Consider the following 23134-nt stretch of genomic DNA (forward strand, 5'->3'; position numbering starts at 1 on the left):
CGCCCGCACGGCGGTGCGGGCGCTCTTGCCGGCGCTCGCCGCCGCCGGCCTGCCGCCGGTGCGCATCGCGGCCACCGCCGCGCGCATGCGCCGCGCCCGTCAGGCGCTGGAACAGGCGACCGAGGACCTGCTGGCCTCGGCTTTCAGCTTCGGCGCAGCCGGCGATTGCCGGGTCGACCGGGCGCGGCTCGCTGCCGCGCCGGTGGAGATCGCGCTCCGGGCGCTGGACCGGGCCTTGCGCCGGATCGGTGGGCGCGACCTGCCGCCAAGGCTCGAGCGGCTGGAGCGCGCGCTGGCCAAGGTCCTGACGCCGGGTTTCCGTCCGGCGACCTATTCCGGGTGTCGATTCCTGGAACAGCGGGGCGTCATTCGCATCGAGCGGGAACATCGCCCGCCGCGACGTGGATAGATTGCGTCGCCTTGACGCGGCCGCTTCGCCATCCCACGTTAGAAACCATCAAAATCGATCGTCCATCGTGACTTGGATGCCCGCCGCTGGCGGAAAATTAACGTCACCGTGATGCGATCTGGCTGTCGGCGGCGGTGGTGTCGCGCTACACTGCGCGACCGGTGCCCGTCGCGCCCGGTGGAGGTTGCCAAAGTCCGTGAACCCGCTCGGCCGTAATCTCGCGCTCTGGGTCATCATCGCGCTGATCCTCGTCGCGCTGTTCAATCTGTTCCAGAGCCCCTCGGTCAGGAACCAGGCGTCCAACATCGCCTATTCCGACTTCGTCAACGACGCCAATAACGGCCAGGTCGCCAACGTCACGATCCAGGGCAACGTCATCGAAGGCAATATGCGCGACGGTCGCAACTTCACGACCTACGCGCCGAACGATCCGAACCTGGTCCAGCGCCTCACCGAAAAGGGCGTGCGCGTCAACGCCAAGCCGCCGGAAGAGGGCAATCCGCTCTTCTCGGTGCTGATCTCCTGGTTCCCGATGCTGCTCTTGATCGGCGTCTGGATCTTCTTCATGCGCCAGATGCAGGCCGGCGGCGGCAAGGCCATGGGCTTCGGCAAGTCCAAGGCCCGTCTGCTGACCGAGCGCCAGGGCCGCGTCACCTTCGAGGACGTTGCCGGCATCGAGGAGGCGAAGGAGGAGCTCAAGGAGATCGTCGAGTTCCTGAAGGACCCGCAGAAATTCCAGCGCCTGGGCGGCAAGATCCCCAAGGGCTGTCTCCTGGTCGGCCCGCCCGGCACCGGCAAGACCTTGCTCGCCCGTGCCATCGCCGGCGAGGCGAACGTGCCGTTCTTCACCATCTCCGGTTCCGACTTCGTCGAGATGTTCGTCGGCGTCGGCGCCAGCCGCGTGCGCGACATGTTCGAGCAGGGCAAGAAGCACGCGCCCTGCATCATCTTCATCGACGAGATCGACGCGGTCGGCCGCCATCGCGGCGCCGGCCTCGGCGGCGGCAATGACGAGCGCGAGCAGACCCTGAACCAGCTGCTGGTCGAGATGGACGGCTTCGAGGCGAACGAGGGCGTGATCCTGATCGCAGCCACCAACCGCCCCGACGTGCTCGACCCGGCGCTGCTGCGCCCCGGCCGCTTCGACCGCCAGGTGGTGGTGCCGAATCCGGACATCGCCGGCCGCGAGCAGATCCTGAAAGTGCATATGCGCAAGGTGCCGCTCGGGCCCGATGTCGACGCGCGCACCATCGCCCGCGGCACGCCCGGCTTCTCCGGCGCCGATCTCGCCAATCTGGTGAACGAGGCGGCGCTGCTTGCCGCGCGCAAGAACAAGCGCGCCGTCACCATGCTGGAATTCGAGAACGCCAAGGACAAGGTGATGATGGGCGCCGAGCGGCGCTCCATGGTCATGTCCGACGAGGAGAAGCTGGCCACCGCCTATCACGAATCCGGCCATGCCATCGTCAATCTCGAGCTGCCGGCCTGCGACCCGCTGCACAAGGTGACGATCATCCCGCGCGGCCGCGCGCTCGGCGTGACCTGGAGCCTGCCGGAGCGCGACCGGCTGAACTACACCATGGCCTGGATGAAGGCGCGCATCGCGCAGGCCTTCGGCGGTCGCGTGGCCGAGCAGCTGATCTACGGCGAGACGCATCTCAACAGCGGCGCCTCGAGCGACCTCAAGGCGGCGACCAACCTGGCCCGCAGCATGGTCACCGAGTTCGGCATGTCCGACAAGCTCGGGCCGTTGCGCTACAACGACAACGAGGAAGAGGTCTTCCTCGGCCACTCGGTGACCCAGCGCAAGAACGTTTCCGACGCCACGGCGCAGATCATCGACGAGGAAGTGCGCCGCATCGTCGAGGAGGGTGAGGCGACCGCCCGCAAGATCCTCTCCGCCCGCATCGACGCGCTGCACGCGCTCGCCAAGGCGCTGATGGAATACGAGACCTTGTCGGGCGACGAGGCGCAGGCGGTGATCCGCGGCGAGCCGATCGCGCGGCCGACGCACGACGCGTCGCCGCCGGAATCCGGCGGCCGCTCCGCCGTCCCTCCGACGCGCATCCGGCCGCAGCGCGGCGGCGGCGCGCCGGGGCTGGAGCCGGAGCCGCAGCCCGGCACCTGATCCGCGCGCTGTCGCCGGCGCGCGCTCCATGACGCACTTGACCTTCGCAGGCGTGGCCCTCGACCGGCCGCGCCTGCTCGGCATCGTCAACGTGACCCCTGACAGCTTTTCCGATGGCGGCCGCTTCTTCGACGCCGGGGCCGCCATTGCCCACGGCGCGGGTCTGGTCGAAGACGGCGCCGACCTGCTGGATATCGGCGGCGAGAGCACGCGGCCGGGTTCGCAGGGCACACCGGCGGCGGAGCAGCTTGCCCGCGTGCTGCCGGTGATCGAAGGCCTGAAACCGCTCGGCCGGCCGCTCTCCATCGATACGCGGGACGCCACCGTGATGCGCGAGGCGGTCGCCGCCGGCGCCGCCATCGTCAACGACGTCACCGGCCTGACGCACGATCCCGCCGCGCTCGCCGCCGTCGCGGCGACCAAGGCGTCGGTGATCCTGTGCCACAGCCGGGGCGAGCCCGCGACCATGCAGCAGCACCCGCGCTACGGCGACGTGGTGGCGGAGGTGCGCGACGCGCTTGCCGCCCTCGTCGCCCGGGCCGAGGCGGCGGGCATCGCCCGCACGCGCCTCGCCGTCGATCCCGGGATCGGCTTCGGCAAGACGCCGGCGCACAACCTCGCCCTGCTGCGCCGTCTGGATGCGCTGGCGGCGCTCGGCCTGCCGGTGCTGATCGGGGCCTCGCGCAAGGGCTTCATCGGCCGCCTGACCGGGGTCGAGGCGGCAGACCGGCGGGTCGCCGGCTCGGTCGCAGCGGCGCTCTGGGCGGCGGAGCAGGGAGCAAGGCTGCTGCGCGTGCATGACGTCGCCGAGACGCGCCAGGCGCTGGCGATCTGGGCGGCCATCGAGAAGGCCTGACGGCGTCACATTAACCGGCTATTTTCCATGTCGGCGCAAGGTCGGGGCAAGCAAGACGAAGACGATGGAAGAGGTTCCATGACCCGCACCCTGTTCGGCACCGACGGCATCCGCGGTACCGCGAATACCGAGCCGATGACGCCGGAAACGGCGCTCAAGGTCGGCATGGCGGCCGGTTCGCAATTCACCCGCGGCAAGCACCGCCACCGGGTGGTGATCGGCAAGGACACGCGGCTCTCGGGCTACATGATCGAGCCGGCGCTGACCGCGGGCTTCGTCTCCGTCGGCATGGACGTGATCCTGCTCGGGCCCTTGCCGACGCCGGCCGTCGCCTCGCTGACGCGCTCGCTGCGCGCCGATCTCGGCGTGATGATCTCGGCCTCGCACAACCTCTATGCCGATAACGGGATCAAGCTGTTCGGGCCGGACGGCTTCAAGCTGTCCGACCAGGCGGAGATCGAGATCGAGGCGCGCATCCGCGGCGACAAGCCGGTCGACCGTGCACCTTCCGACCAGCTCGGCCGCGTGCAGCGTCTCGACGACGCGCAGGGCCGCTATATCGAATACGCCAAGAACACTTTCCCCAAGGGCCGCCGGCTCGACCGGCTCAAGATCGTGCTCGATTGCGCCAACGGCGCTGCCTACAAGGTCGCGCCGACCGTGCTGTGGGAACTCGAGGCCGAGGTCATCAAGCTCGGCGTCGCGCCGGACGGCTTCAACATCAACAAGGAATGCGGCTCGACCTCCAGCGAGGCGATGCGCGCGGCGGTCATCTCGCACGGCGCCGATCTCGGCATCGCGCTGGACGGCGACGCCGATCGCCTTGTGCTCGCCGACGAGAAGGGCCAGCTGGTCGACGGCGACCAGCTGCTCGCGCTGATCGCCGAGCGCTGGCACCAGAACGGCCGCCTCACCGGCGGCGGCATCACCGGCACGGTGATGTCCAATCTGGGCCTCGAGCGGTACCTGGCCTCGCTCGGCATCCGGCTCGACCGCACCGCGGTCGGCGATCGCTATGTCATCGAGCACATGCGCAAGGCCGGCCAGAATGTCGGCGGCGAGCAATCCGGCCACATCATCCTGAGCGACTTCGCCACCACCGGCGACGGCCTGCTCGCCGCCTTGCAGACCTTGGCGGTGATCGTCGAGGACGGCCGCCCAGTCAGCGAGGTGACGCGCCGCTTTCAGCCGATGCCGCAGATCCTGAAGAACGTACGCCAGCCCAAGCAGGCGCTGGAGGATACGGCAGTGAAGCGCCTGATCGAGGAGGTGCGCGGCCGGCTCGGCGATCGCGGCCGCATCCTGATCCGCCCCTCCGGCACCGAGCCGGTGATCCGCGTCATGGCCGAGGGCGAGGACACCCAGCTGGTCAAGCAGGTGGTGGACGAGCTCTGCGACGTGATCGGCAAGGCCACGATCGTCAAGGCGGCATGAAACGCCCAGGGCAGCGAGGGTGAAGGGGCGCGTCCTCATCATCGCCGGCTCCGATTCCGGCGGCGGCGCCGGCATCCAGGCCGATATCAAGGCGGTCACCGCGCTGAACGGCTTCGCCATGACGGCGATCGCCGCGCTCACCGCGCAGAACACCGAAGGCGTGTTCGGCATCCATGCCGTGCCGGTCGACTTCGTGCGCCTGCAGATGCGGCTCTGCCTCACGGATCTCGGCGCCGATTGCCTGAAGACCGGCATGCTGGCGACGGCCGCGATGATCGAGGGCGTGGTGGCGGAGATCGAGGCCAATGCGGCAGCCGTGCCGCTTGTGGTCGATCCGGTGATGGTGGCCAAGGGCGGCGACCGCCTGCTCGCCGAGGACGCGACCACCGCGCTGATCGAGCGCCTGCTGCCGCGTGCCACGTTGATCACGCCGAACCTGCCGGAGGCCGAGGTGCTGAGCGGGCTGCGCATCGCCGGGCTCGACGACATGGCGCTGGTCGGCCGCCGCCTGCTCGACAAGGGCGTCCAGGCGGTGCTGATGAAGGGCGGTCACCTGCCGGGGCCGCAGGCGACCGACGTGCTCGTCACGCCGCAGGGCATCGAACGATACGAAAGCCCGCGTATCGCCACGCGTCACACCCACGGCACCGGCTGCACGCTGGCCTCCGCCATCGCCACCGGCATCGCGCAAGGGCTGCCGCTCGCCGATGCCGTGCGCCGCGCCCGCGACTATGTGCTGGAAGCGATCCGCACCGCGCCGGGCTACGGCAAAGGCCACGGCCCGCTCAATCACGCTCACACCGTACGGTCGAGCTGATCCAGCATTCCGAGCGCCTCCTCGCACCAGGCGATCAGGCCGCGTTCCATCATCATCCCGAACTTCAGGCCCATCAGGCGGCCGGTTTCGCGCGTCGTGGTCTCCTTGCCGGCGTAGCGCCGGCCGAAGATGCGCTCGTACAAGTCGAGCCGCGCGCGATGGTGGTCCAGCCGCATCAGGATCTCCTGCCTGAGCGCATCCTTGTCGACGCTGTCGAGGGCATAGAGCTTGAGCAGCATGTCGTCGCGCGCGCTCGGTCGCTCTGTCGGGATGGTCGACCATTGCCGCAACCGGTCGCGCCCGGCGGGCGTCAGCGTATAGACCAGCTTGTTCGGCTTGCCGTTCTGCACGACCTCGCGGGCGTCGACCGCGCCCTCGGTCTTCAGCCGCTGCAGCTCGCGGTAGATCTGCTGGTGCCCGGTGCGCCAGAAGAAGCCGACCGTGCTGTCGAACGCCTTGGTCAGCTCGTAGCCGGTCATCGGCTGCTCGGTCAGGCAGACCAGTATCGCTTCCGCCAGCGCCATCGCCTTCCTACCCCCGCTCCCGGCGGCACTGTAGCGACTCTCGGCATCCTATGCCCGTCGTTGCATATGCACATTTGTGCATATAGGCTGCGCGCAGCCACCTGCCCCGGCGACTGCTCGCCGGGGCAGCAACAAGGGAGGAGCGCATGAAGCGCCTTGCTCTGATCGCCATGCTCGCGGCCCTGGCCGCAGGCCCGGCCGCGGCCGAAACCCCGGGTGTGACCAAGACCGAGATCCGCCTCGGCCAGACCATGCCCTATAGCGGCAACGCCTCGGCCTATGGCGTGGTCGGCAAGGCGACCGCCGCCTATTTCGAGAAGATCAATCGCGAGCAGGGCGGCATCAGCGGCCGCAAGATCGTCTTCATCAGCCTGGACGACGGCTACTCGCCGCCGAAGACGGTGGAGCAGACCCGCCGCCTGGTCGAGCAGGACGAGGTGCTGGCGATCCTCGGCACGCTCGGCACGCCAACCAACACGGCGATCCACCGCTATCTCAACGCCAAGAAGGTGCCGCAGCTTCTGATCACCACCGGCGCCCATAAATGGGCCGATCCCAAGGGCTATCCCTGGACCATGCCGGGCATGGTGTCGTACCAGACCGAGGGCACGATCTACGGCCGCTACCTGCGCGCGACGCGGCCCGATGCCAAGATCGCGCTGCTGTCGCAGAACGACGATTTCGGCCGCGACTATATCCACGGCTTCAAGCAGGGGCTGGGCGAGGCCGCGCAGAAGATGATCGTGGCGGAGACGACCTACGAGGTCAGCGATCCGAAGATCGATTCGCAGATCATCGCCCTCAAGGCCTCCGGCGCCGACGCCTTCTTCTCGGTCACGCTCGGCAAGTTCTCCTCGCAGGCGATCCGCAAGGCGGCCGAGATCGGCTGGAAACCACAGCCCTTTATCGTCCCGACCTCCTCGGTCGGCATCAAGACCATCCTGGAGCCGGCCGGGATCGAGAACGCGGCGGGCCTGATCTCGGCCAGCACGGTGAAGACGGTGTCCGACCCGCAATGGGCGGGCGATGCCGGGATGCGCGAGTACCTGGCCTTCCTCAAGGCCTATATGCCCGATCTGGACCCGAACGATTCCGGCGGCGTCACCGGCTATCACGCGGGCATGATCATGGCGCAGATCCTCAAGCAATGCGGCGAGGATCTCAGCCGCGCGAATGTGATGCGCCAGGCCGCCTCGCTGCACATGCAGCTGCCGATGCTGCTACCCGGCATCGAGATCAAGACCGGGCCGGACGACTACCTGCCACTGCAGCAGCTCCGCATGCAGCGCTTCGACGGCAAGACCTGGCAGCTCTTCGGCGAACCGATCGACGAATAGCCGCTCAGGGCGCGAGCGGCGCGAGCCGGTAGAGGCGCACGCCGAAGGGCGCGAACGTGTCGCGCCAGATTCCGGCCGATCCGTCGGGTCCGAGCGGATCGTCATGCAGGCGCGACAGCACGAATCGACGGCCCGGAAAGAAGAAACTCGCCTCCAGCGACACGTTGTCGATGTTGACCGCGATCAGCAGCAGGTCGCCATTCGGCATGACCTTGAGCAAGCTGCGGATCGGCGTTGCGCTGACAGCCGCCCCTGCGAGGTAGACTCGGTACGGAATGTCGGCCGTAGGTCCGAGCAGCGCCGGCGCCAGGGCGGCGATCTCCCGGTTCAGCACCCGGATCGATTGCCACAGCGCCCGGCTCGCCGCCGCCTCCGCCGCGCTGGCGGCGATCGGCGGATAGGGGCCATAGGGCAATGCGGCGCCCGCCGCCTCGCTTGTGTCCGGCGCCACGCCGATCACCCGGCCGTTGCGGGTGACCGGGCTGTCAAAGGCGAACCAGATCACCCCGGTCGCACCGTGCACGATCGCGGCATAGAGCATGCCGCGCGCCTGTGCCGCCGATGGCAGGAACCAGCGGTTCACCGGACTGGCGAAGGCCTGCGCGTAGTACCAGATGGGCTTGGCCGCGCGCGTCTCTTCCAGCGCCAGGGCGAAGGTCTCCGGCAACCCGCGTTCGCCGGCGAGGCTCGTCACCGGCGGCCGCATGAAGGGATATTTCCAGTGCGCATGCAGGTCGCTCGCCCGGCTCCACAGGCGCCAGAGCTCGGTGCGCGGCGGGGTGATGCTCGGGCTGTTGACGGTCATGACCAGGCGCTGCGGGTCGATCTCCTGGATCGCCGCCTTGGAAGCGAGAAAGCGCTTCAGCCGCTCGCCCGCGCTCTCGTCCGGCACGGCCACCGAAGGCTCGTGATCGACCTCGAAGGCGAGGATGGTGCTGTCGCCCTTGAACCGCGCGGCGTGGTCCGCCGTCGCTTCCGGCAGGGTCAGCTTCAGGCCCAGCTCGCGGGCGCGCCGCACCGCCATGTCGCGGTCGAGCAGCTGGAACGGCACCACGGTGTTGAAACCGGCACCTTGGAACAGCGCCAGGTCGTGATCGGCGCCGTGGAAGCGGCCCTGCAGCGCATGCGCGATGCCGATCACGAACAGCGAGCGCGCCGGGTCGAAGCCCGTGCGGATGCCGCCCGCCGCGTCGATATGCGGCACCCCGGCGCGGTACATAGTCTGTGGCGCCGCCGGCAGCGGCCGGAACGCCTCTTGCGCCGCCGCGGGCAGGGCGGCAAGGCAGAGCAGGGCGGCCAGCACGGCGCGCGTCATTGATCTCGCTTCGCGGCCGAGAGTAACGTCTGTCCAAGAGTCATGGGGAGGACCAGCGATGTCCGCACGCACCAAGCCGCCATTCCGCGCCGACCATGTCGGCAGTCTGCTCCGCCCCAAGCGGCTCGTCGAGGCGCGCGCCCGGCGCGAGAAGGGGGAGATCACCGCGGAAGCCCTTACCAAGGTCGAGGACGAATGCATCCTCGAGATCATCCGCCGCCAGGAGGATGTCGGCCTGAAGGGCATCACCGACGGCGAGTTCCGCCGCCGCTACTGGCATATCGATTTCCTGGCATCGTTCACCGGCGTCTCGGTGGTGGAGGCCTCGATCAACGCCAAGTTCCACACCAAGGAAGGCGATCTCGAATGGCGCCCGCCGGCGCTCCGGGTCGCCGGCCGGCTGTCGCGTCCGCGCTCGATCATGGCCTCGGCCTTCGACTACGTGAAAAAGAACGCGAAACAGACGGCCAAGCTCACCATCCCCTCGCCCAGCACCATGCATTTCCGCGGCGGTCGCAAGGCGATCGACGACAAGGCCTATCCGGAAATGCAGTTGTTCTACGACGAGCTCGGCCGCGTCTATGCGGAGGAGGTGGCGGAGATCGGCAAGCTCGGCTGCACCTATCTGCAGGTCGACGAGGTCAACCTCGCCTATCTCTGCGATCCCAACCTGCAGGAACAGGTGCGCGGCATCGGCGAGGACCCGAAGCAGCTGCCCCGCACCTATGCCAGGCTGATCAACGCCTCGGTCGCCACGCGCGCCAAGGACATGACCATCTGCATGCATCTCTGCCGCGGCAACTTCCAGTCCGGCTGGGTCGCCGAGGGCGGCTACGACCCGGTGGCCGAGATCTTGTTCAACGAGATCGATGTCGACGGCTATTTCCTGGAATACGACACCGAGCGCGCCGGCACCTTCGCGCCGCTCCGCTTCGTGCCCAAGGGCAAGACGGTCGTGCTCGGCCTCGTCACCTCGAAATCCGGCGAGCTCGAAACCGCGGATTCTTTGAAGCGCCGCATCGACGAGGCGGCGAAGTTCTGCCCGCTCGACCAGCTCGCTTTGTCGCCGCAATGCGGCTTTTCCTCCACCCTCGAAGGCAACAAGCTGACCGAAGACGACCAGTGGAAGAAGCTCGCCCTCTGCGTCAAGGTCGCGACGGAGGTTTGGGGCGGGGTCTGAGAATTTCCCCTCTCCCGCACCGCGGGAGAGGGGTCAGGGGTGAGGAAAAATTCGGAAGCGCCGCGCCCTGACTCGCTCGCCCTCACCCAATCCTCTCCCTCAATGAGGGAGAGGGCCAAGCGCTACTCCGCCGCCAGGGCCGGCGCGGGCGGGCTGCGGAAGGCGGCGAGCAGGCGGACCTGCTTTTCCTTCGCCTTGGCCACGCTGCGCTCCTTCACATGGCCGAAGCCGCGGATCTCCTCGGGCGTCGAAGCGAGCTCGACGGCGAGGGCGTGGTTGCCGCGGTCGAGCTTCGCGGCCAGCTCGCGCACCAGCGCCTCGTAGTCCTCAATCAGGCGGCGCTCCATCTTCCGCTCGGCGGTGTAGCCGAAGATGTCTGCCCAAGTGCCGCGCAGGCGGCGCAGGCCGGCGAGCAGCTTGAACGCCTTGAACACCCAGGGGCCGTATTCGCCCTTCTGCAGCTCGCCGGTCGCGGGATCGCGGCGGGCCAGCAACGGCGGCGCCAGATGGAATTTCAGCTTGAACTCGCCGTCGAACTGGGCGCGCAGCTTCTTCTCGAACTCCCCGTCGGTATAGAGCCGCGCCACCTCGTACTCGTCCTTGTAGGCCATCAGCTTGAAGGCGCCCTGCGCCACCGCCTCGGCGAAGCCGGCAAGCCCCTTGGCCTGCTTCTCCTCGGCGGCGCCTGCGAGGGCGACGAGATCGCTGTAGCGTCGGGCATAGGCGGCATCCTGATATTCGGTCAGGAAGCGCACCCGCCGCGCGACGATCTCGGCCAAGGTCTCGTCCGCCGACTCCGGCGCGGGCGGCAACGAGGGTGCGGCAGCGGCTTCCACCGCCTTCGGGTCGACGGCCGCGGCGCGGCCCCAGGCGAAGGCCTGGCGGTTCATCTCCACCGCCGCGCCGTTCAGCTCGATCGCCTTGTCGATCGCCGCGAGCGAGACGGGGAGCAACCCGCGCTGCGCCGCATAGCCCAGCATGAACATGTTGCTGGCGATCGCATCGCCCATCAGCGCGGTGGCGAGCCGCGTCGCCTCGACGAACTCGGTCAGATTGTGGCCGGCGGCCTGCTTCACCTGCTCGGCGATCTCGCGCTCGTGGAAGTCGATGCCGGTATCGAGCGTGAAGCCGGCGGTCGGCGCCATCGCCGCGTTGACCAGCGCATGGGTCCGGCCGCGGCCGATCCGCGTCATCGCCTCCATGCCGGCCGAGACCACCATGTCGCAGCCGAGCAGCAGATCCGCCTTGGCGGTGGCGACGCGCACCGCGTGGATCTCGTCCGGCTGCGCCGCGACGCGCACATGCGTGACCACGGCGCCGTTCTTCTGCGCCAGGCCGATCTGGTCCAGCACCGACACGCCCTTGCCCTCCAAATGGGCCGCCATGCCGAGCAGCGCGCCGATGGTGACCACGCCGGTGCCGCCGATACCGGTGACCAGGATGTCGTACGGCTCCGTCACCGCCGCCACTTCCGGCGCCGGCAGCCTGGCAATCATGGCTTCGAGTGGGCTCTCCTGTTTCGCCACCCGGGCGCGGCGGATCGAACCGCCATGCACGGTGACGAAGCTCGGGCAGAAGCCGTTGATGCAGGAAAAGTCCTTGTTGCACGAGGACTGGTTGATCTTGCGTTTGCGCCCGAACGGCGTCTCCAGCGGCTCGACCGAAATGCAGTTCGACTTGACCGAGCAATCGCCGCAGCCCTCGCAGACCGCGTCGTTGATGAAGGCGCGCTTCGGCGGATCGGGGAACTTGCCGGTCTTGCGCCGGCGCCGCTTCTCGGCGGCGCAGGTCTGGTCGTACAGCAGCACCGTGGTGCCCTGGATCTCGCGCAGCTCCTTCTGGATCGTGTCGAGCCGGTCGCGGTGATGCACCGTCACGCCCGGCGCCCATTGATAGCCGGCGGGATACTTGTCTGGCTCGTCGGTGACGACGACGATCTTCTTCACCCCCTCGCCATAGACCTGCTGGGTGATCTGCGCCGGGGTCAGCGACATCGGCTGGCCGCCGGTCATGGCAACGGCGTCGTTGAAGAGGATCTTGTAGGTGATGTTGGCGCCGGCCTGCACCGCCGCGCGTACCGCCAGCGCGCCCGAATGCAGATAGGTGCCGTCGCCGAGATTGGCGAAGACGTGCTTGTCCTCGGTGAACGGCGCCTGGCCGAGCCAGGCGACACCTTCGCCGCCCATCTGGCTGTAGGTCGAGGTATTGCGGTTCATCCAGACCGACATGAAATGGCAGCCGATGCCGGCGAGCGCGCGGCTGCCTTCCGGCACCCGGGTCGAGGTGTTGTGCGGGCAGCCGGAACAAAAGAACGGCGTGCGCACTGTCTTCGGCTGATAGGCCGCGAGATCGGCCTCCTTCTCGGCGATCACCGCGAGGCGTTCGCGCACATGCGCGTGGCGGGCGAGGTCGGGCAGCCGGGCTACCAGCGCCTTCGCCACCATCGCGGCGGACAGCTCGCCGGTGGCGGGCAGCAGCATCCGGCCCGTCTCGTCCTGCTTGCCGGCGATGCGCGGGCGCTGGTCGGCGGGCAGGTCGTAGAGCACGCCTTTCAGCTGCTCCTCGATCACGCCGCGCTTCTCCTCGACCACCAGCAGTTCCTGCTTGCCGCGGGCGAAGTCGCGGATGCCCTCGGGTTCCAGCGGCCAGACCATGCCGACCTTGTAGATCGCAAGGCCCACTTCAGCGGCGATTGCCTCGTCGATGCCGAGATCGTCCAGCGCCTGCCGCGTGTCGAGATAGGACTTGCCGGCGGTGACGATGCCGAGCCGCGCGTCCCTGGCGCCGAACACCTGGCGGTCGATCCGGTTGGCGCGCCAGAACGCGCCGACGGCCGGCATGCGGTAATTGTGGTGCAGCGCCTCCTGCTCCAGGAAGGTATGCGGCCAGCGGATGTGCAAGCCCCCCGGCGGCATGGCGAAATCCGCCGGCGTCACGATCTCCAGCGCGTTCGGGTCGGAGTTGACCGAGGCCGATGAATCCGCCGTCTCGGTCAGGCATTTGAAGCCGACCCAGGTGCCGGCGAAGCGCCCCAGCGCGAAGGCATAGAGCCCGTATTCCAGATACTCGCGCACATTGGCCGGATAGAGATAGGGCAGCGCCAGCGCGGCGTAGTTGATGTCCGACTGGCAGGCGACCGTGGAGGACGACGCATTGTGGTCGTCGCCGGTCAGGCAGATCACGCCGCCATGGCGCGAGGTGCCGGCCAGGTTGCCGTGGCGGATCGCGTCCATGGCGCGGTCGAGGCCCGGCGCCTTGCCGTACCACAGCGCGAACACGCCGTCGTATTTGGCCGATTGCGGATAGAGCGCGGTCTGCTGGCTGCCCCAGCAGGCGGTGGCGGCGGCTTCCTCGTTCAGCCCCGCCTCGAAATGGATATGGCCGTTCTTCAGGAACTTCTTGGCCCGCCACAAAGCCTGGTCGTAGCCGGCGAGCGGCGAGCCGCGATAGCCGGAGACATAGCCCGCGGTGTTGAGGCCCGCCTTCAGGTCGCGCTGGCGCTGCATCAAGGGCAGGCGCACCAGCGCCTGCATGCCGGTCAGGAACACGCGCCCCTGCTCCAGCGCGTATTTGTCGTCCAAGGTGACGTCGGCCTTGAGTTTCGGGCTCAGCGCCATGGCATCCTCCCGCGGAAGCCCATCGCATGGCCTTCCGCCCGACCTTTCGTGGCCAGGAGGCAGTTAAGTCAGCCTCCCTGACCTTCTCACGAAATAATAGTGCGGCCGCCCGCTTCACATGTTGCGAAGTGGTGGCCGCGGCAGCAACGCCGTTACTCCGACGCCCGCCGTCTTGGAAACATAGCGTCCCGACGGGCGAATTCCGACCTTGACGGCGGCAAGCGGTTTATTGAACACTTGTTCAAATTAAGGAGAGGGAACGCCATGCCTCGCTTCGACCGGGTCATTCGGAACGGCATGATCGTCGACGGCACGCGGGCGCCGCGCTATCGCGGCGATATCGGCATCCGGAACGGCGTGATCGCCGAGATCGGCCGCATAGACCCCAAGGACGCGGCCGAGGTGATCGATGCCGAGGGCCTGATCGTCGCGCCCGGCTTCGTCGACCTGCACACCCATTACGACGCCCAGGTGTTCTGGGACCCCTACTGCATCATCTCCAGCTGGCACGGCATCACCTCGGTGGTGATCGGCAATTGCGGCTTCGGCTTCGCGCCGGTGGCGCCAGACATGCGCGAGCGGGCCATGCTGACCATGACGCGGGTCGAGGCGATCCCGATGGCCTCGATGCAGGCCGGCATGCCGTGGGACTGGGTGACCTTCCCGGAATTCCTCGACAGCGTCGACCGCACGCCGAAGGCGATCAACATCCTGCCCTATGTGCCGATCGGGCCGCTCCTGATCTGGGTGATGGGCTTCGAGCGCGCCAAGGCCGGCGCGCGCCCGACCGAGGCGGAGCATGCCGAGATCGTGCGTCTGCTCAACGAGGCGATGGATGCCGGCGGCTGCGGCTGGTCGGCCCAGCGCATGCAGCCGACCGGCCCCGCCTCGGTGCAGCGCGATTTCGACGGCACCCCGATGGTGACCGACGTGATGCACGACGACACCTGCCGCGAGCTGGCGAAGGTGCTGCGCCGGCGCAACGAAGGCTTCATGCAGATGCTCTTGATCTCCGGCGACAACGCCAAGGATCAGGCCTTCTACGAGGAGATGGCCGAGCTCTCCGGCCGGCCGATGATCATGAACGTGGTGCAGGCCTTCGATCACCGGCCCGAGATCCACCGCCGCGTGCTGGCCTGGCTGAAAAGCTGCCGCGAGCGCGGCATCCGCGTGGTGGGGCAGGGGCTGACCACCGATGCCGGCTTCACCTTCACCTTCGAGAACTGGAACCTGTTCGATGATGCTGAGGCCTGGTGCGAGGCGACCACCGGCACGTTGGAAGAGCGCAAGGCCAAGCTCGCCGATCCGGCGCGCCGACAGAAGCTGAAGGACCGCATGCCGATGACGGCGACCGGCCCGCTGCCGCAGATCGTCATCACCGGGCCGAAGCTCGAGAAGAACAAGGTCTGGCTCGACCACACCTTGGAGCTCGCGGGCAAGAAGATGGGCAAGCACCCGGTCGACGTCATGCTCGACATGGCGGTGGAGGAGAACCTGGAGACCGAGTTCTTTGCAGCACCCCCGAACGGCAGTATCGAGTACCTGAAGGAGATCGTCGACGATCCCTATATCCTGTTCGGCGTCTCCGATGGCGGCGCGCATACCAAGTTCCTCACCGCCGGCCGCTATCCGACCGAGACGATCTGCAAGGTGGTGCGCCAGCACGGCATGATCTCGCTGGAGGAGGCGCATTGGCGCCTCGCCGCGCTGCCGGCCCAGGTCGCCGGCTTCACCGGCCGCGGCCAGCTGGTCAAGGGCGCGCCGGCCGATATCGTCGTCTACGACTACGACAACCTGAAAGTGCTGCCGGACGAGATCGTGCACGACCTGCCGGGCGGCGAATGGCGCCGGGTGCAGCGCGCCAGCGGCTATCGCTACGTGCTGGTCAACGGCAAGGTGACGATCCGGGACGACCGGCCGACCGACACGTATTCCGGCGAGCTGCTGCGCCACGGTCTCGGCCGCAGCAACGCGCAGGCCCTGGCGGCGGAATAGGAGCGGCGGAACAGGGATGGGCCGTCCGCGCCGCGCCGCCAACGACGAAGACGCGGTTTCGGCGGAGGCGGCGCTGCTCGACGCGGCGCTCGGCTGCTTCGTCGCCCAGGGCTATCACGGCACGACCATGCGCGACATCGCGGCGCGCGCCCGCCTCGCCGTCTCGGCGAGCTACTACTACTTCCCCGCCAAGCTCGACCTGCTGCGCCGCCTGATGGTGCGGGTGACCGAGGATCTGGAAGCGGCGCTCAGCGCGGCGGAGCGCGAAGCGGGGGACATGCCGGCGGTCCGGCTTGCCGCCGTGGTGCGGGCCCATGTCCTGTTCCACACCCACCGCCGCGCCGAGAGCTTCATCGGCAACAGCGAGCTGCGTTCGCTCCCGCCCGCCGACCGCGCCGAGATCGTTGCGATGCGCGACCGCATCGGCGCCCATTTCAAGCGCGCGCTGGAAGCGGGCATCCGCGCGCGCGTTTTCGCGATCCCCGATCCACAGGCCGCGGTGCTCGCCATCGTCACCATGTGCACCGCGGTGGCGACCTGGTACCGCGAAGACGGCCCGGCGACGCCGGAGCAGATCGCCGACCGCTACGCCCTGCTCGCGCGCCGCATGGTCGGCGCCGCGGAGAGATAGAGACGCCACCATTCATTTTTCGTCATGCCCGTGCTTGACACGGGCATCCACGACATGCCGCGTGTCGGTGGACGGCCGTGGGTGGCCGGCCAGTCCTCCTGCCTGAAGCTGGGCCCGGCCACGACGTTTCGCTGAACGGGCCAAAGCTCTACGCTACCCACACCGACCAAGGGGAGGAGCGCATGCCCAAGCGCCAGAGCATCGAGATCTCGAGTTTCAGCCACGCCAACCCGATCCCGGGGGCGAGCAAGATCGGCGGCCTGCTGATGTCCAGCATCATCAACGGCGCCAATCCCGGCACCAAGGACCTGCCGGACGACCTGGCCAAGCAGATCGCCAACATCTTCACCCATATCCGCAACTGCGTGACCGCGGCGGGGGGCACGCCGGACCACATCATCAAGGTGAACTTCTGGCTCAAGGACCCGGCCGGCCAGCGCGTCGCGCTGAACGAGGAATGGGTCAAGATGTTCCCGGAGAAGGATTCGCGCCCGGCCCGCCACACCGCCCAGCTTCCCGCCGACAGCCGCGCGCTGGTCACCTGCGATTTCACCGCGGTGATCGGGTAGGGGAACCGGGGCAACGCGGCGGCCGTTCGACGATCGAGGTGTTCCCATGGACCAGCGCATCAGCCTGATCACCCTCGGCGTCCGCGATCTGAACCGCGCCCGGGCCTTCTACGAGAGGCTCGGCTGGAAGCGCGCCTTCTTCGGTGCCGAGGGGGTCGCCTTCTTCCAGACCGGCGGCATGGCGCTCGCCCTCTATCCGCGCCGCGACCTGGCCAAGGATGCCGGGGTGGAGGAGGCGAACCTCGGCGAGAGGGCCGCCGTGACGCTCGCGCTCAATATGCGGAGCAAGGAAGAGGTCGATGCCTCGATGGCCGAGGCGGAGGCCGCCGGCGCCCGCATCACCATGCCGGCGCGCGAGGCTTTCTGGGGCGGCTATATCGGCCACTTCGCCGATCCGGAGGGCTTTCTGTGGGAAATCGCCTGGAACCCTGCTTTCCGCCTGACGGAAGACGGCAGCGTCGTTCTGCCGGACTGAGGGTCAGCCCTGCGGCCGCTTGTCGATCACCCGCCGGGCCTTGCCCTGCGACCGCTCCACCTCGCCGGGCAGCGTCACCTCCACCCGGGCGCTGATGCCGATCCGGCTTTTCACGTGGTGGCCGAGCTCGGCCGCCGCCGCCGCGCGCGCCTCGGCACCGGTGCGATCTTCCCGCGCCTCCACCCGGACCAGCATCTCGTCCATGCGATCGGTGCGGCTGAGCTCGATCTGGAAATGGGCGCTCAGGCCCTCGCATTGCAGGATCAGCTCCTCGACCTGGGTCGGGAACACGTTGACGCCGCGCACGATCATCATGTCGTCGCTGCGCCCGGTCACCTTCTGCATCCGCCGCATGCTGCGCGCGGTGCCGGGCAGCAGCCGCGTCAGGTCCCGGGTGCGATAGCGGATCACCGGCATTGCCTCCTTGGTCAGCGAGGTGAAGACCAGCTCGCCCTGCTCGCCATCGGGGAGCACCGCGCCGGTCACCGGGTCGATCACCTCCGGATAGAAATGGTCCTCCCAGATGTGCAGGCCGTCCTTGGTCTCGACGCATTCCTGCGCCACGCCGGGCCCCATCACCTCGGAGAGGCCGTAGATGTCGACCGCGTGCATGTCGAACTGGCTCTCGATCTCGCGCCGCATGCTCTCGGTCCAGGGCTCGGCGCCGAAGATGCCGACCTTGAGCGAGGAGCCGCGCGGGTCCAGCCCAGCGCGGCGGAACTCGTCCAGGATGGCCAACATGTAGCTCGGCGTCACCATGATGATGTCGGGCTCGAAATCGGTGATCAGCTGCACCTGCCGCTCGGTCATGCCGCCGGAGACCGGGATCACCGTGCAGCCGAGCCGCTCGGCGCCGTAATGCGCGCCGAGCCCGCCGGTGAACAGGCCATAGCCATAGGCGACATGCACGCGGTGGCCAGGCCTTCCGCCGGCGGCGCGGATCGAGCGCGCGACGACCTCGGCCCAGGTCTCGATATCGCGGCTCGTGTAGCCGACCACGGTCGGCTTGCCGGTGGTGCCGGAGGAGGCATGGACGCGGGCGATCCGCTCGCGCGGCACCGCGAACATGCCGTAGGGATAGTTGGCGCGCAGGTCGGCCTTGGTGGTGAACGGGAAGTGGCGGAGATCGGCCAAGCTCTTCAGGTCGCGTGGCTTGACCCCGGCCGCGTCGAAAGCGCGGCGGTAATGCCCGACGTTGTCGTAGGCCTGCGCCAGCGACCAGCGCAGCCGTTCGAGCTGCAGCCCCGCGATCTCGTCGCGCGAGGCGATCTCGATCGGATCCAGCGACGCGCGCACCGGCGCCAGGTCGAACATGCAGCGGCCTCCCCTGTGCTCTTCTCGCCTCCCCGACCGCGCGGCGGGGAGGGCTAAGCCTTAGACATCATAATCCAGCACGACCCGTTCGCTCACCGGGTGCGACTGGCAGGTCAGGACATAGCCGCCCGCGACCTCCTTCGGCGTCAGCGCGTAGTTGAGGCGCATATCCACCTTGCCCTCCACCAGCTTGGCGCGGCAGGTCGAGCACATGCCGCCCTTGCAGGAGAACGGCAGGTTCAGGCCCTGCTCGTTGCCGGCATCGACGATGGCGGCGCCGTCGAACGGCATGGCGAAGCGGCGCGTCAGGCCGTCGAGCCGGACGGTGATTTCCGCCTCGCCCTCGCGCTTCGGTCCGGCCGCGGCGGTGGCGGCCCGCGCGGCGGTGCCGTCGACATGGAAGCGCTCGCTGTGGATGCGCTCCGCCGGCACGCCGAGCGCGACGAGGGTCGCCTGCGCCGCGTCGATCATGCCGGCCGGGCCGCAGAGATAGGCCGTGTCGACCTCCTCGGGCCGGAACAGGGCGCCGGCCATCGCCTGCAGCTTCGCCGCGTCGATATGGCCCTGCAGGATCTCGGCATCCTGAGCCTCGCGCGACAGCACATGGTGCAGCGCGAGCCGCGTCATGTAGCGGTTCTTCAGGTCCTCCAGCGCCTCGCGGAACAGGATCGTGTCGACCGAGCGGTTGCCGTAGATCAGCACCACGCGGCTCTTCGGCTCGCGCGCTAGCACGGTCTTGACGATGCCGAGGATCGGCGTGATGCCGCTACCCGCGGCGATGGCGAGATGCAGCCGCGCCTGGTCCGGCACGAGCTCGGCATGGAAAGAGCCGGCCGGCGGCATGACGGCGAGCTTGTCACCGACCTTCAGCGCTTCGTTGGCGAAGGCGGAGAAGCGGCCCTCCGCAATCCGGCGGATGGCGATGCGGAGCTCCCTCTCGTCCTCGCCGGCGCAGATCGAATAGGTGCGCCGCACCGCTTCGCCGCCGATCTTCGCCTCGACCACGAGATGCTGGCCCTGAGCGTAACGATAGGAATCGGCCAGCTGTGCCGGTACGGCGAAGCGCAGCGACACCGCATCGGCGGTCTCGCGCACCAGTTCGGCGATCTCGAGGTCGTGGAAGCGGCTCATGCGCAAAGCCCTCCCTCGCGACGCGCAGCGGCGTGGGGGAGGGTGGGGTGGGGGTTTTTGTGTTTTGCCCATCCGCGTCGCGGCGGAAATGAAAAAAAGAAAACCCCCACCCAACCCTCCCCCGGCCTTCGCCGAGGGAGGGCTTCAGGGCATTGAAGCGGAAGGAGAACGGTCAGATGCATTTGAACTGGTCGAAGGTTTCGAGGCAGGCGTCGCAGCGCCAGATCGCCTTGCAGGCGGTGGAGCCGAACCGGCTCAGCATGCTGGTGCGCGCGGAGCCGCAGCGCGGGCAATTGGCGTGGTCGTCGCCGAGCAGGGCGCGCTTGCCGGCGGCCGGCGGCGGCGCGATGCCGATGGCGAGGAGCTTGGCCCGCGCCGCCTCGGTCAGCCAGTCGGTGGTCCAGGCTGGCGCGACGACGGTCCTGATCCGCACCTCGCGGAAGCCGGCCTCGCTCAGCGCGCGGTCGATGTCGAGGGCAATGGCGTGCATGGCCGGGCAGCCGGAATAGGTCGGCGTGATGGCAACCTCGACCCGCCCGTTCTCGGCCTGGATCTCGCGCACCACGCCCATCTCCAGCACGTTCAGCACCGGGATTTCCGGGTCGACGACGCGTTCCAGCGCGCGGCGGGCGCGCGCCTCGTCGAGCCGCGTGAGGGTCGCCGCTACCACGCCGCCCCCGGATAGGCGCGGGGCAGGAATTGCAGCTCGGTGAGGATGTAGCCGAGATGCTCGCTGTGCTCGCCCTGCTTGCCGCCCTTCTGCATCCAGCCGTCCGGCGGCCGGGCCAGGGTCGCCTCGCTCAGCACGGCGCCGACGCGCTTGTCCCAGGCCGGTTTCAGGCTCGCCGGGTCGGGGCCGATGCCGGCCTCAACCATCGCCCTGTCCACCGCATCGGCGGTGAACATCTCGCCGGTCCACATCCACAGCCCGTCGAGCGCGCGCTGCGTCCGGTCGCGGCTCTCCGCTGTGCCGTCGCCGAGGCGGATCGCCCAGCCGCTCGAATGCCGGACGTGATAGGCGCATTCCTTCGCCGCCTTGGCGGCGATGCCGGCGAGCCGCGCATCGGCCGAACGCGCGAGCGCGCCGTAGAGCTCCAGCAGATAGGCATCGACGAGCAGGTTGCGCGCGATGGTCTCGGCGAAGTCGCCGTTCGGCTGCTCGACGATCAGGAGGTTGCGGAAGGCCGGCCCGTCGCGGTGGAAGGCGAGCGCGTCCTCGTCGCGCCCCCGGCCTTCGACCTCGCCGGCCAAGGTCAGCAGCAGCCGCGCTTGGCCGATCTGGTCGAGCGCGATGTTGGACACCGCCATGTCCTCTTCCAGTACCGGCGCGTGGCCGCACCAGCGGGCATTCTGTTGGCCCAGGATCAGCGCCGTATCGGCGAGCCTGAGCACGTAGTCGAGGAGCGGGCCGCTCACAGGTTCTTCACCTCGTCCGGCACGGCATAGGCGGTCGGATGGCGATAGACCTTGTCCTCGGCCGGTTCGAACAACGCCGCCTTGTCGGCCGGATCGGAGACGGTGATGGCGCCGGACGGCACCACCCAGAGGCTCACGCCCTCCATCCGCCGCGTGTAGAGGTCGCGCGCATTGTCCAGCGCCATGGCGGCGTCGGCGGCGTGCACCGAGCCGACATGGATATGCGACAGCCCGTTGCGCTTGCGGATGAACACTTCGAACAGCGGCCAGTCTTCCAGGCTCATGGCGGGCTACTCCGCGGCTTCGGCGAGGGCCGCGCGCTTCTTGGCGGCATGCGCGGCGGCGGCCTCGCGCACCCAGGCGCCGTCGTCATGCGCCTTGCGGCGCGCGGCCATGCGCTGGACGTTGCAAGGCCCGTTGCCGCGGATCACCTGCTCGAACTCGGACCAGTCGATGGCCCCGAACTCGTAGTGCCCGGTCGCCTTGTTCCACTTGAGGTCGGGGTCCGGCACCTTGAGGCCGAGATAGTCGGCCTGCGGCACCGTCACGTCGACGAACTTCTGACGCAGCTCGTCGTTGGAGACCCGCTTGATGCCCCAGCGGGTCGACTGCGCCGAATGCGGCGAGTTGGCGTCGTTCGGGCCGAACATCATCAGCGACGGCCACCACCAGCGGTCCAGCGCCGCCTGCGCCATCGCCTTCTGCTCGGCCGTGCCGCGCGACAAGGCCAGCATCAGCTCGAAGCCCTGGCGTTGGTGGAAGCTCTCCTCGCGGCAGATCCGCACCATCGCGCGCGCATAGGGTCCGTATGAGCAGCGGCAGAGCGGGATCTGGTTCATGATCGCCGCCCCGTCGACCAGCCAGCCGATGGCGCCCACATCGGCCCAGGTCGGCGTCGGGTAGTTGAAGATCGAGGAGTATTTGGCCCGGCCGGTGAGCAGCTGGTCGTTCATCTCGGCGCGGCTGGTGCCGAGCGTCTCGGCGGCGCTGTAGAGGTAGAGCGCGTGCCCCGCCTCGTCCTGCACCTTGGAGAGCAGGACGGCTTTCCGCCTGAGGCTCGGCGCACGGGTGATCCAGTTCCCCTCAGGCAGCATGCCGACATATTCGGAATGGGCGTGCTGGGAGATCTGCCTGACCAAGGTCTTGCGATAGCCCTCCGGCATCCAGTCGCGCGGCTCGATCTTGTCGTCGGCATCGATGCGGGCCTGGAAGCGCAGCTCCTCCGGCCGGGCGCCATCGGCAACCGGAACCGCGCGGTCGCCCGCTGGGATGTCGAGCCCCTGCGTGTACATGCTGCCTCCCTGAAGGTCAGCGGCAATATGTCACGGAATAAATTATAAATCAATAAAATGCGTGATGTATTACGCTTGCCGAGCAGAGTGGGCGCGGAGCCAGGCGACGAGGTCAGCCTCCGAAAGGCTCCCGTCCGCCAGCGCGAGGTAGGTCAGCACGCAGGCCTCGTCGTCGGCCATGAGGGTCATGCCGTTCAGCTCGAGGAACAGTTCGGTCGCGATCAGCCCGGTCCGCTTGTTGCCGTCGACGAAGCGGTGATTGCGAACGATCCCGAAGCCGTAAGCCGCGGCCAGGGTTACGACATCCGGATCGCCATAGGCAGCAATGTTGCGCGGCCGGGCGAGGGCGGATTCAAGCAGGCCACGGTCCCGGATGCCCTCGCCGCCGCCATGTTCCGCCAGCTGCTCGGCATGGGCGGCAATGATGACGGCCTCCTCCAGCCACTCGAACTCGGCCAAGGCTCATTTCGCCAGCGCGCGCAGCGCCGTCCGCCGCCGCTTCATGATGCGCTGGGCAGCCTCCATCTGCCGGGCGAAGGCCTCGTTGTAGGGCGTGATGGCATAGCCGTTGGGCGTCTCGGTCAGGAACAGAACGTCGCCCTTCGCCACCTTCATTTGGTGCAGCACTTCCTTCGGCAGGACGACTCCGACGGAATTGCCGATCGTGGTGAGCTTCAGCGTGAACATGGGTCAG

The 23134-nt window shown here is 68.4% G+C and carries 21 protein-coding genes and 1 pseudogene; 11 read left to right on the plus strand and 11 right to left on the minus strand.

The features are described from left to right. The 5 genes and pseudogenes from DT074_RS05095 to thiD form a co-directional block, all read left to right on the plus strand. Positions 1–409 (plus strand): annotated as a pseudogene (locus tag DT074_RS05095) (tRNA lysidine(34) synthetase TilS); the annotation flags it as partial. A 196-nt stretch (positions 410–605) separates the two neighbouring features. Beyond that, complete coding sequence (gene ftsH, locus DT074_RS05100) at positions 606–2537, plus strand: ATP-dependent zinc metalloprotease FtsH (protein ID WP_119418742.1); 1932 nt, start codon at positions 606–608, stop codon at positions 2535–2537. A gap of 28 nt (positions 2538–2565) precedes the next feature. Continuing rightward, entirely contained in the window at positions 2566–3393 is an 828-nt protein-coding gene (gene folP, locus DT074_RS05105) for a dihydropteroate synthase (RefSeq protein ID WP_119418743.1), read from the plus strand. A 78-nt stretch (positions 3394–3471) separates the two neighbouring features. Next, positions 3472–4827, plus strand: coding sequence for a phosphoglucosamine mutase (glmM, locus tag DT074_RS05110; RefSeq protein ID WP_119418744.1), 1356 nt, complete (start codon positions 3472–3474; stop codon positions 4825–4827). A 19-nt stretch (positions 4828–4846) separates the two neighbouring features. Continuing rightward, a complete protein-coding gene (gene thiD / locus DT074_RS05115; protein WP_119418745.1) occupies positions 4847–5644 on the plus strand; it encodes a bifunctional hydroxymethylpyrimidine kinase/phosphomethylpyrimidine kinase in 798 nt (265 codons plus the stop codon). Here the strand turns inward: thiD and DT074_RS05120 are convergent. Continuing rightward, on the minus strand, positions 5623–6168 hold the full coding sequence (locus DT074_RS05120; RefSeq protein ID WP_119418746.1) for a PadR family transcriptional regulator: 546 nt from the start codon (positions 6166–6168) through the stop codon (positions 5623–5625). The genes thiD and DT074_RS05120 overlap by 22 nt on opposite strands. Before the next feature lie 146 nt (positions 6169–6314). Between DT074_RS05120 and DT074_RS05125 the strand changes: the two genes are divergently transcribed. Beyond that, the gene (locus tag DT074_RS05125) at positions 6315–7505 is read left to right on the plus strand and encodes an ABC transporter substrate-binding protein (RefSeq protein WP_119418747.1); all 1191 of its coding nucleotides are present in this window, start codon (positions 6315–6317) and stop codon (positions 7503–7505) included. Positions 7506–7509: 4 nt separating this feature from the next. On the opposite strand, the gene DT074_RS05130 is transcribed toward DT074_RS05125, so the two are convergent. After that, complete coding sequence (locus DT074_RS05130; protein WP_119418748.1) at positions 7510–8820, minus strand: glycoside hydrolase family 5 protein; 1311 nt, start codon at positions 8818–8820, stop codon at positions 7510–7512. A gap of 58 nt (positions 8821–8878) precedes the next feature. Between DT074_RS05130 and DT074_RS05135 the strand changes: the two genes are divergently transcribed. Further along, positions 8879–10000 (plus strand): 5-methyltetrahydropteroyltriglutamate--homocysteine S-methyltransferase, encoded by a 1122-nt coding sequence (locus tag DT074_RS05135; protein WP_119418749.1) that lies wholly within the window; start codon positions 8879–8881, stop codon positions 9998–10000. A 122-nt stretch (positions 10001–10122) separates the two neighbouring features. Here DT074_RS05135 and DT074_RS05140 read toward each other — a convergent pair whose 3' ends face one another. Beyond that, a complete protein-coding gene (locus DT074_RS05140) occupies positions 10123–13617 on the minus strand; it encodes an indolepyruvate ferredoxin oxidoreductase family protein (RefSeq protein ID WP_119418750.1) in 3495 nt (1164 codons plus the stop codon). A gap of 264 nt (positions 13618–13881) precedes the next feature. Here DT074_RS05140 and DT074_RS05145 point away from each other — a divergent pair, with 264 nt between their 5' ends. From DT074_RS05145 to DT074_RS05160, 4 genes are all read left to right on the plus strand, one after another. Then, a complete protein-coding gene (locus DT074_RS05145; RefSeq protein WP_119418751.1) occupies positions 13882–15612 on the plus strand; it encodes an N-acyl-D-amino-acid deacylase family protein in 1731 nt (576 codons plus the stop codon). A gap of 16 nt (positions 15613–15628) precedes the next feature. Continuing rightward, positions 15629–16243, plus strand: a complete 615-nt coding sequence (locus tag DT074_RS05150; RefSeq protein WP_119418752.1) for a TetR-type transcription factor C-terminal domain-containing protein — start codon at positions 15629–15631, stop codon at positions 16241–16243. A 182-nt stretch (positions 16244–16425) separates the two neighbouring features. Further along, the gene (locus DT074_RS05155) at positions 16426–16812 is read left to right on the plus strand and encodes a RidA family protein (protein WP_119418753.1); all 387 of its coding nucleotides are present in this window, start codon (positions 16426–16428) and stop codon (positions 16810–16812) included. 46 nt (positions 16813–16858) lie between these two features. After that, positions 16859–17287, plus strand: coding sequence for a VOC family protein (locus tag DT074_RS05160; protein ID WP_119418754.1), 429 nt, complete (start codon positions 16859–16861; stop codon positions 17285–17287). A 3-nt stretch (positions 17288–17290) separates the two neighbouring features. Here the strand turns inward: DT074_RS05160 and paaK are convergent, their stop codons facing one another. The 8 genes from paaK to DT074_RS05200 all read right to left on the minus strand — a co-directional run bounded on the left by paaK (position 17291) and on the right by DT074_RS05200 (position 23127). Then, positions 17291–18601 (minus strand): phenylacetate--CoA ligase PaaK, encoded by a 1311-nt coding sequence (paaK, locus tag DT074_RS05165; protein ID WP_119418755.1) that lies wholly within the window; start codon positions 18599–18601, stop codon positions 17291–17293. 60 nt (positions 18602–18661) lie between these two features. Next, complete coding sequence (gene paaE / locus DT074_RS05170; protein WP_119418756.1) at positions 18662–19732, minus strand: 1,2-phenylacetyl-CoA epoxidase subunit PaaE; 1071 nt, start codon at positions 19730–19732, stop codon at positions 18662–18664. 172 nt (positions 19733–19904) lie between these two features. Next, entirely contained in the window at positions 19905–20402 is a 498-nt protein-coding gene (gene paaD, locus DT074_RS05175; protein ID WP_119418757.1) for a 1,2-phenylacetyl-CoA epoxidase subunit PaaD, read from the minus strand. Continuing rightward, positions 20396–21148 carry a 1,2-phenylacetyl-CoA epoxidase subunit PaaC gene (gene paaC / locus DT074_RS05180; RefSeq protein ID WP_119418758.1) on the minus strand — a complete coding sequence of 251 codons (753 nt, stop codon included), beginning with the start codon at positions 21146–21148 and terminating at the stop codon, positions 20396–20398. The genes paaD and paaC overlap by 7 nt, the downstream gene beginning before the upstream one ends. Continuing rightward, positions 21145–21432 carry a 1,2-phenylacetyl-CoA epoxidase subunit PaaB gene (gene paaB, locus DT074_RS05185; protein ID WP_119418759.1) on the minus strand — a complete coding sequence of 96 codons (288 nt, stop codon included), beginning with the start codon at positions 21430–21432 and terminating at the stop codon, positions 21145–21147. Before paaB ends, paaC begins: the two co-directional genes overlap by 4 nt. A gap of 6 nt (positions 21433–21438) precedes the next feature. Next, entirely contained in the window at positions 21439–22440 is a 1002-nt protein-coding gene (paaA, locus tag DT074_RS05190; RefSeq protein WP_119418760.1) for a 1,2-phenylacetyl-CoA epoxidase subunit PaaA, read from the minus strand. Between the two features lie 69 nt (positions 22441–22509). Continuing rightward, positions 22510–22899 carry a type II toxin-antitoxin system death-on-curing family toxin gene (locus tag DT074_RS05195; RefSeq protein WP_119418761.1) on the minus strand — a complete coding sequence of 130 codons (390 nt, stop codon included), beginning with the start codon at positions 22897–22899 and terminating at the stop codon, positions 22510–22512. A 3-nt stretch (positions 22900–22902) separates the two neighbouring features. Next, the gene (locus DT074_RS05200; protein WP_119418762.1) at positions 22903–23127 is read right to left on the minus strand and encodes an AbrB/MazE/SpoVT family DNA-binding domain-containing protein; all 225 of its coding nucleotides are present in this window, start codon (positions 23125–23127) and stop codon (positions 22903–22905) included. Positions 23128–23134 lie beyond the last annotated feature (7 nt).

The organism is Desertibaculum subflavum (assembly GCA_003576705.1).
Classification (GTDB): domain Bacteria; phylum Pseudomonadota; class Alphaproteobacteria; order Ferrovibrionales; family Ferrovibrionaceae; genus Desertibaculum; species Desertibaculum subflavum.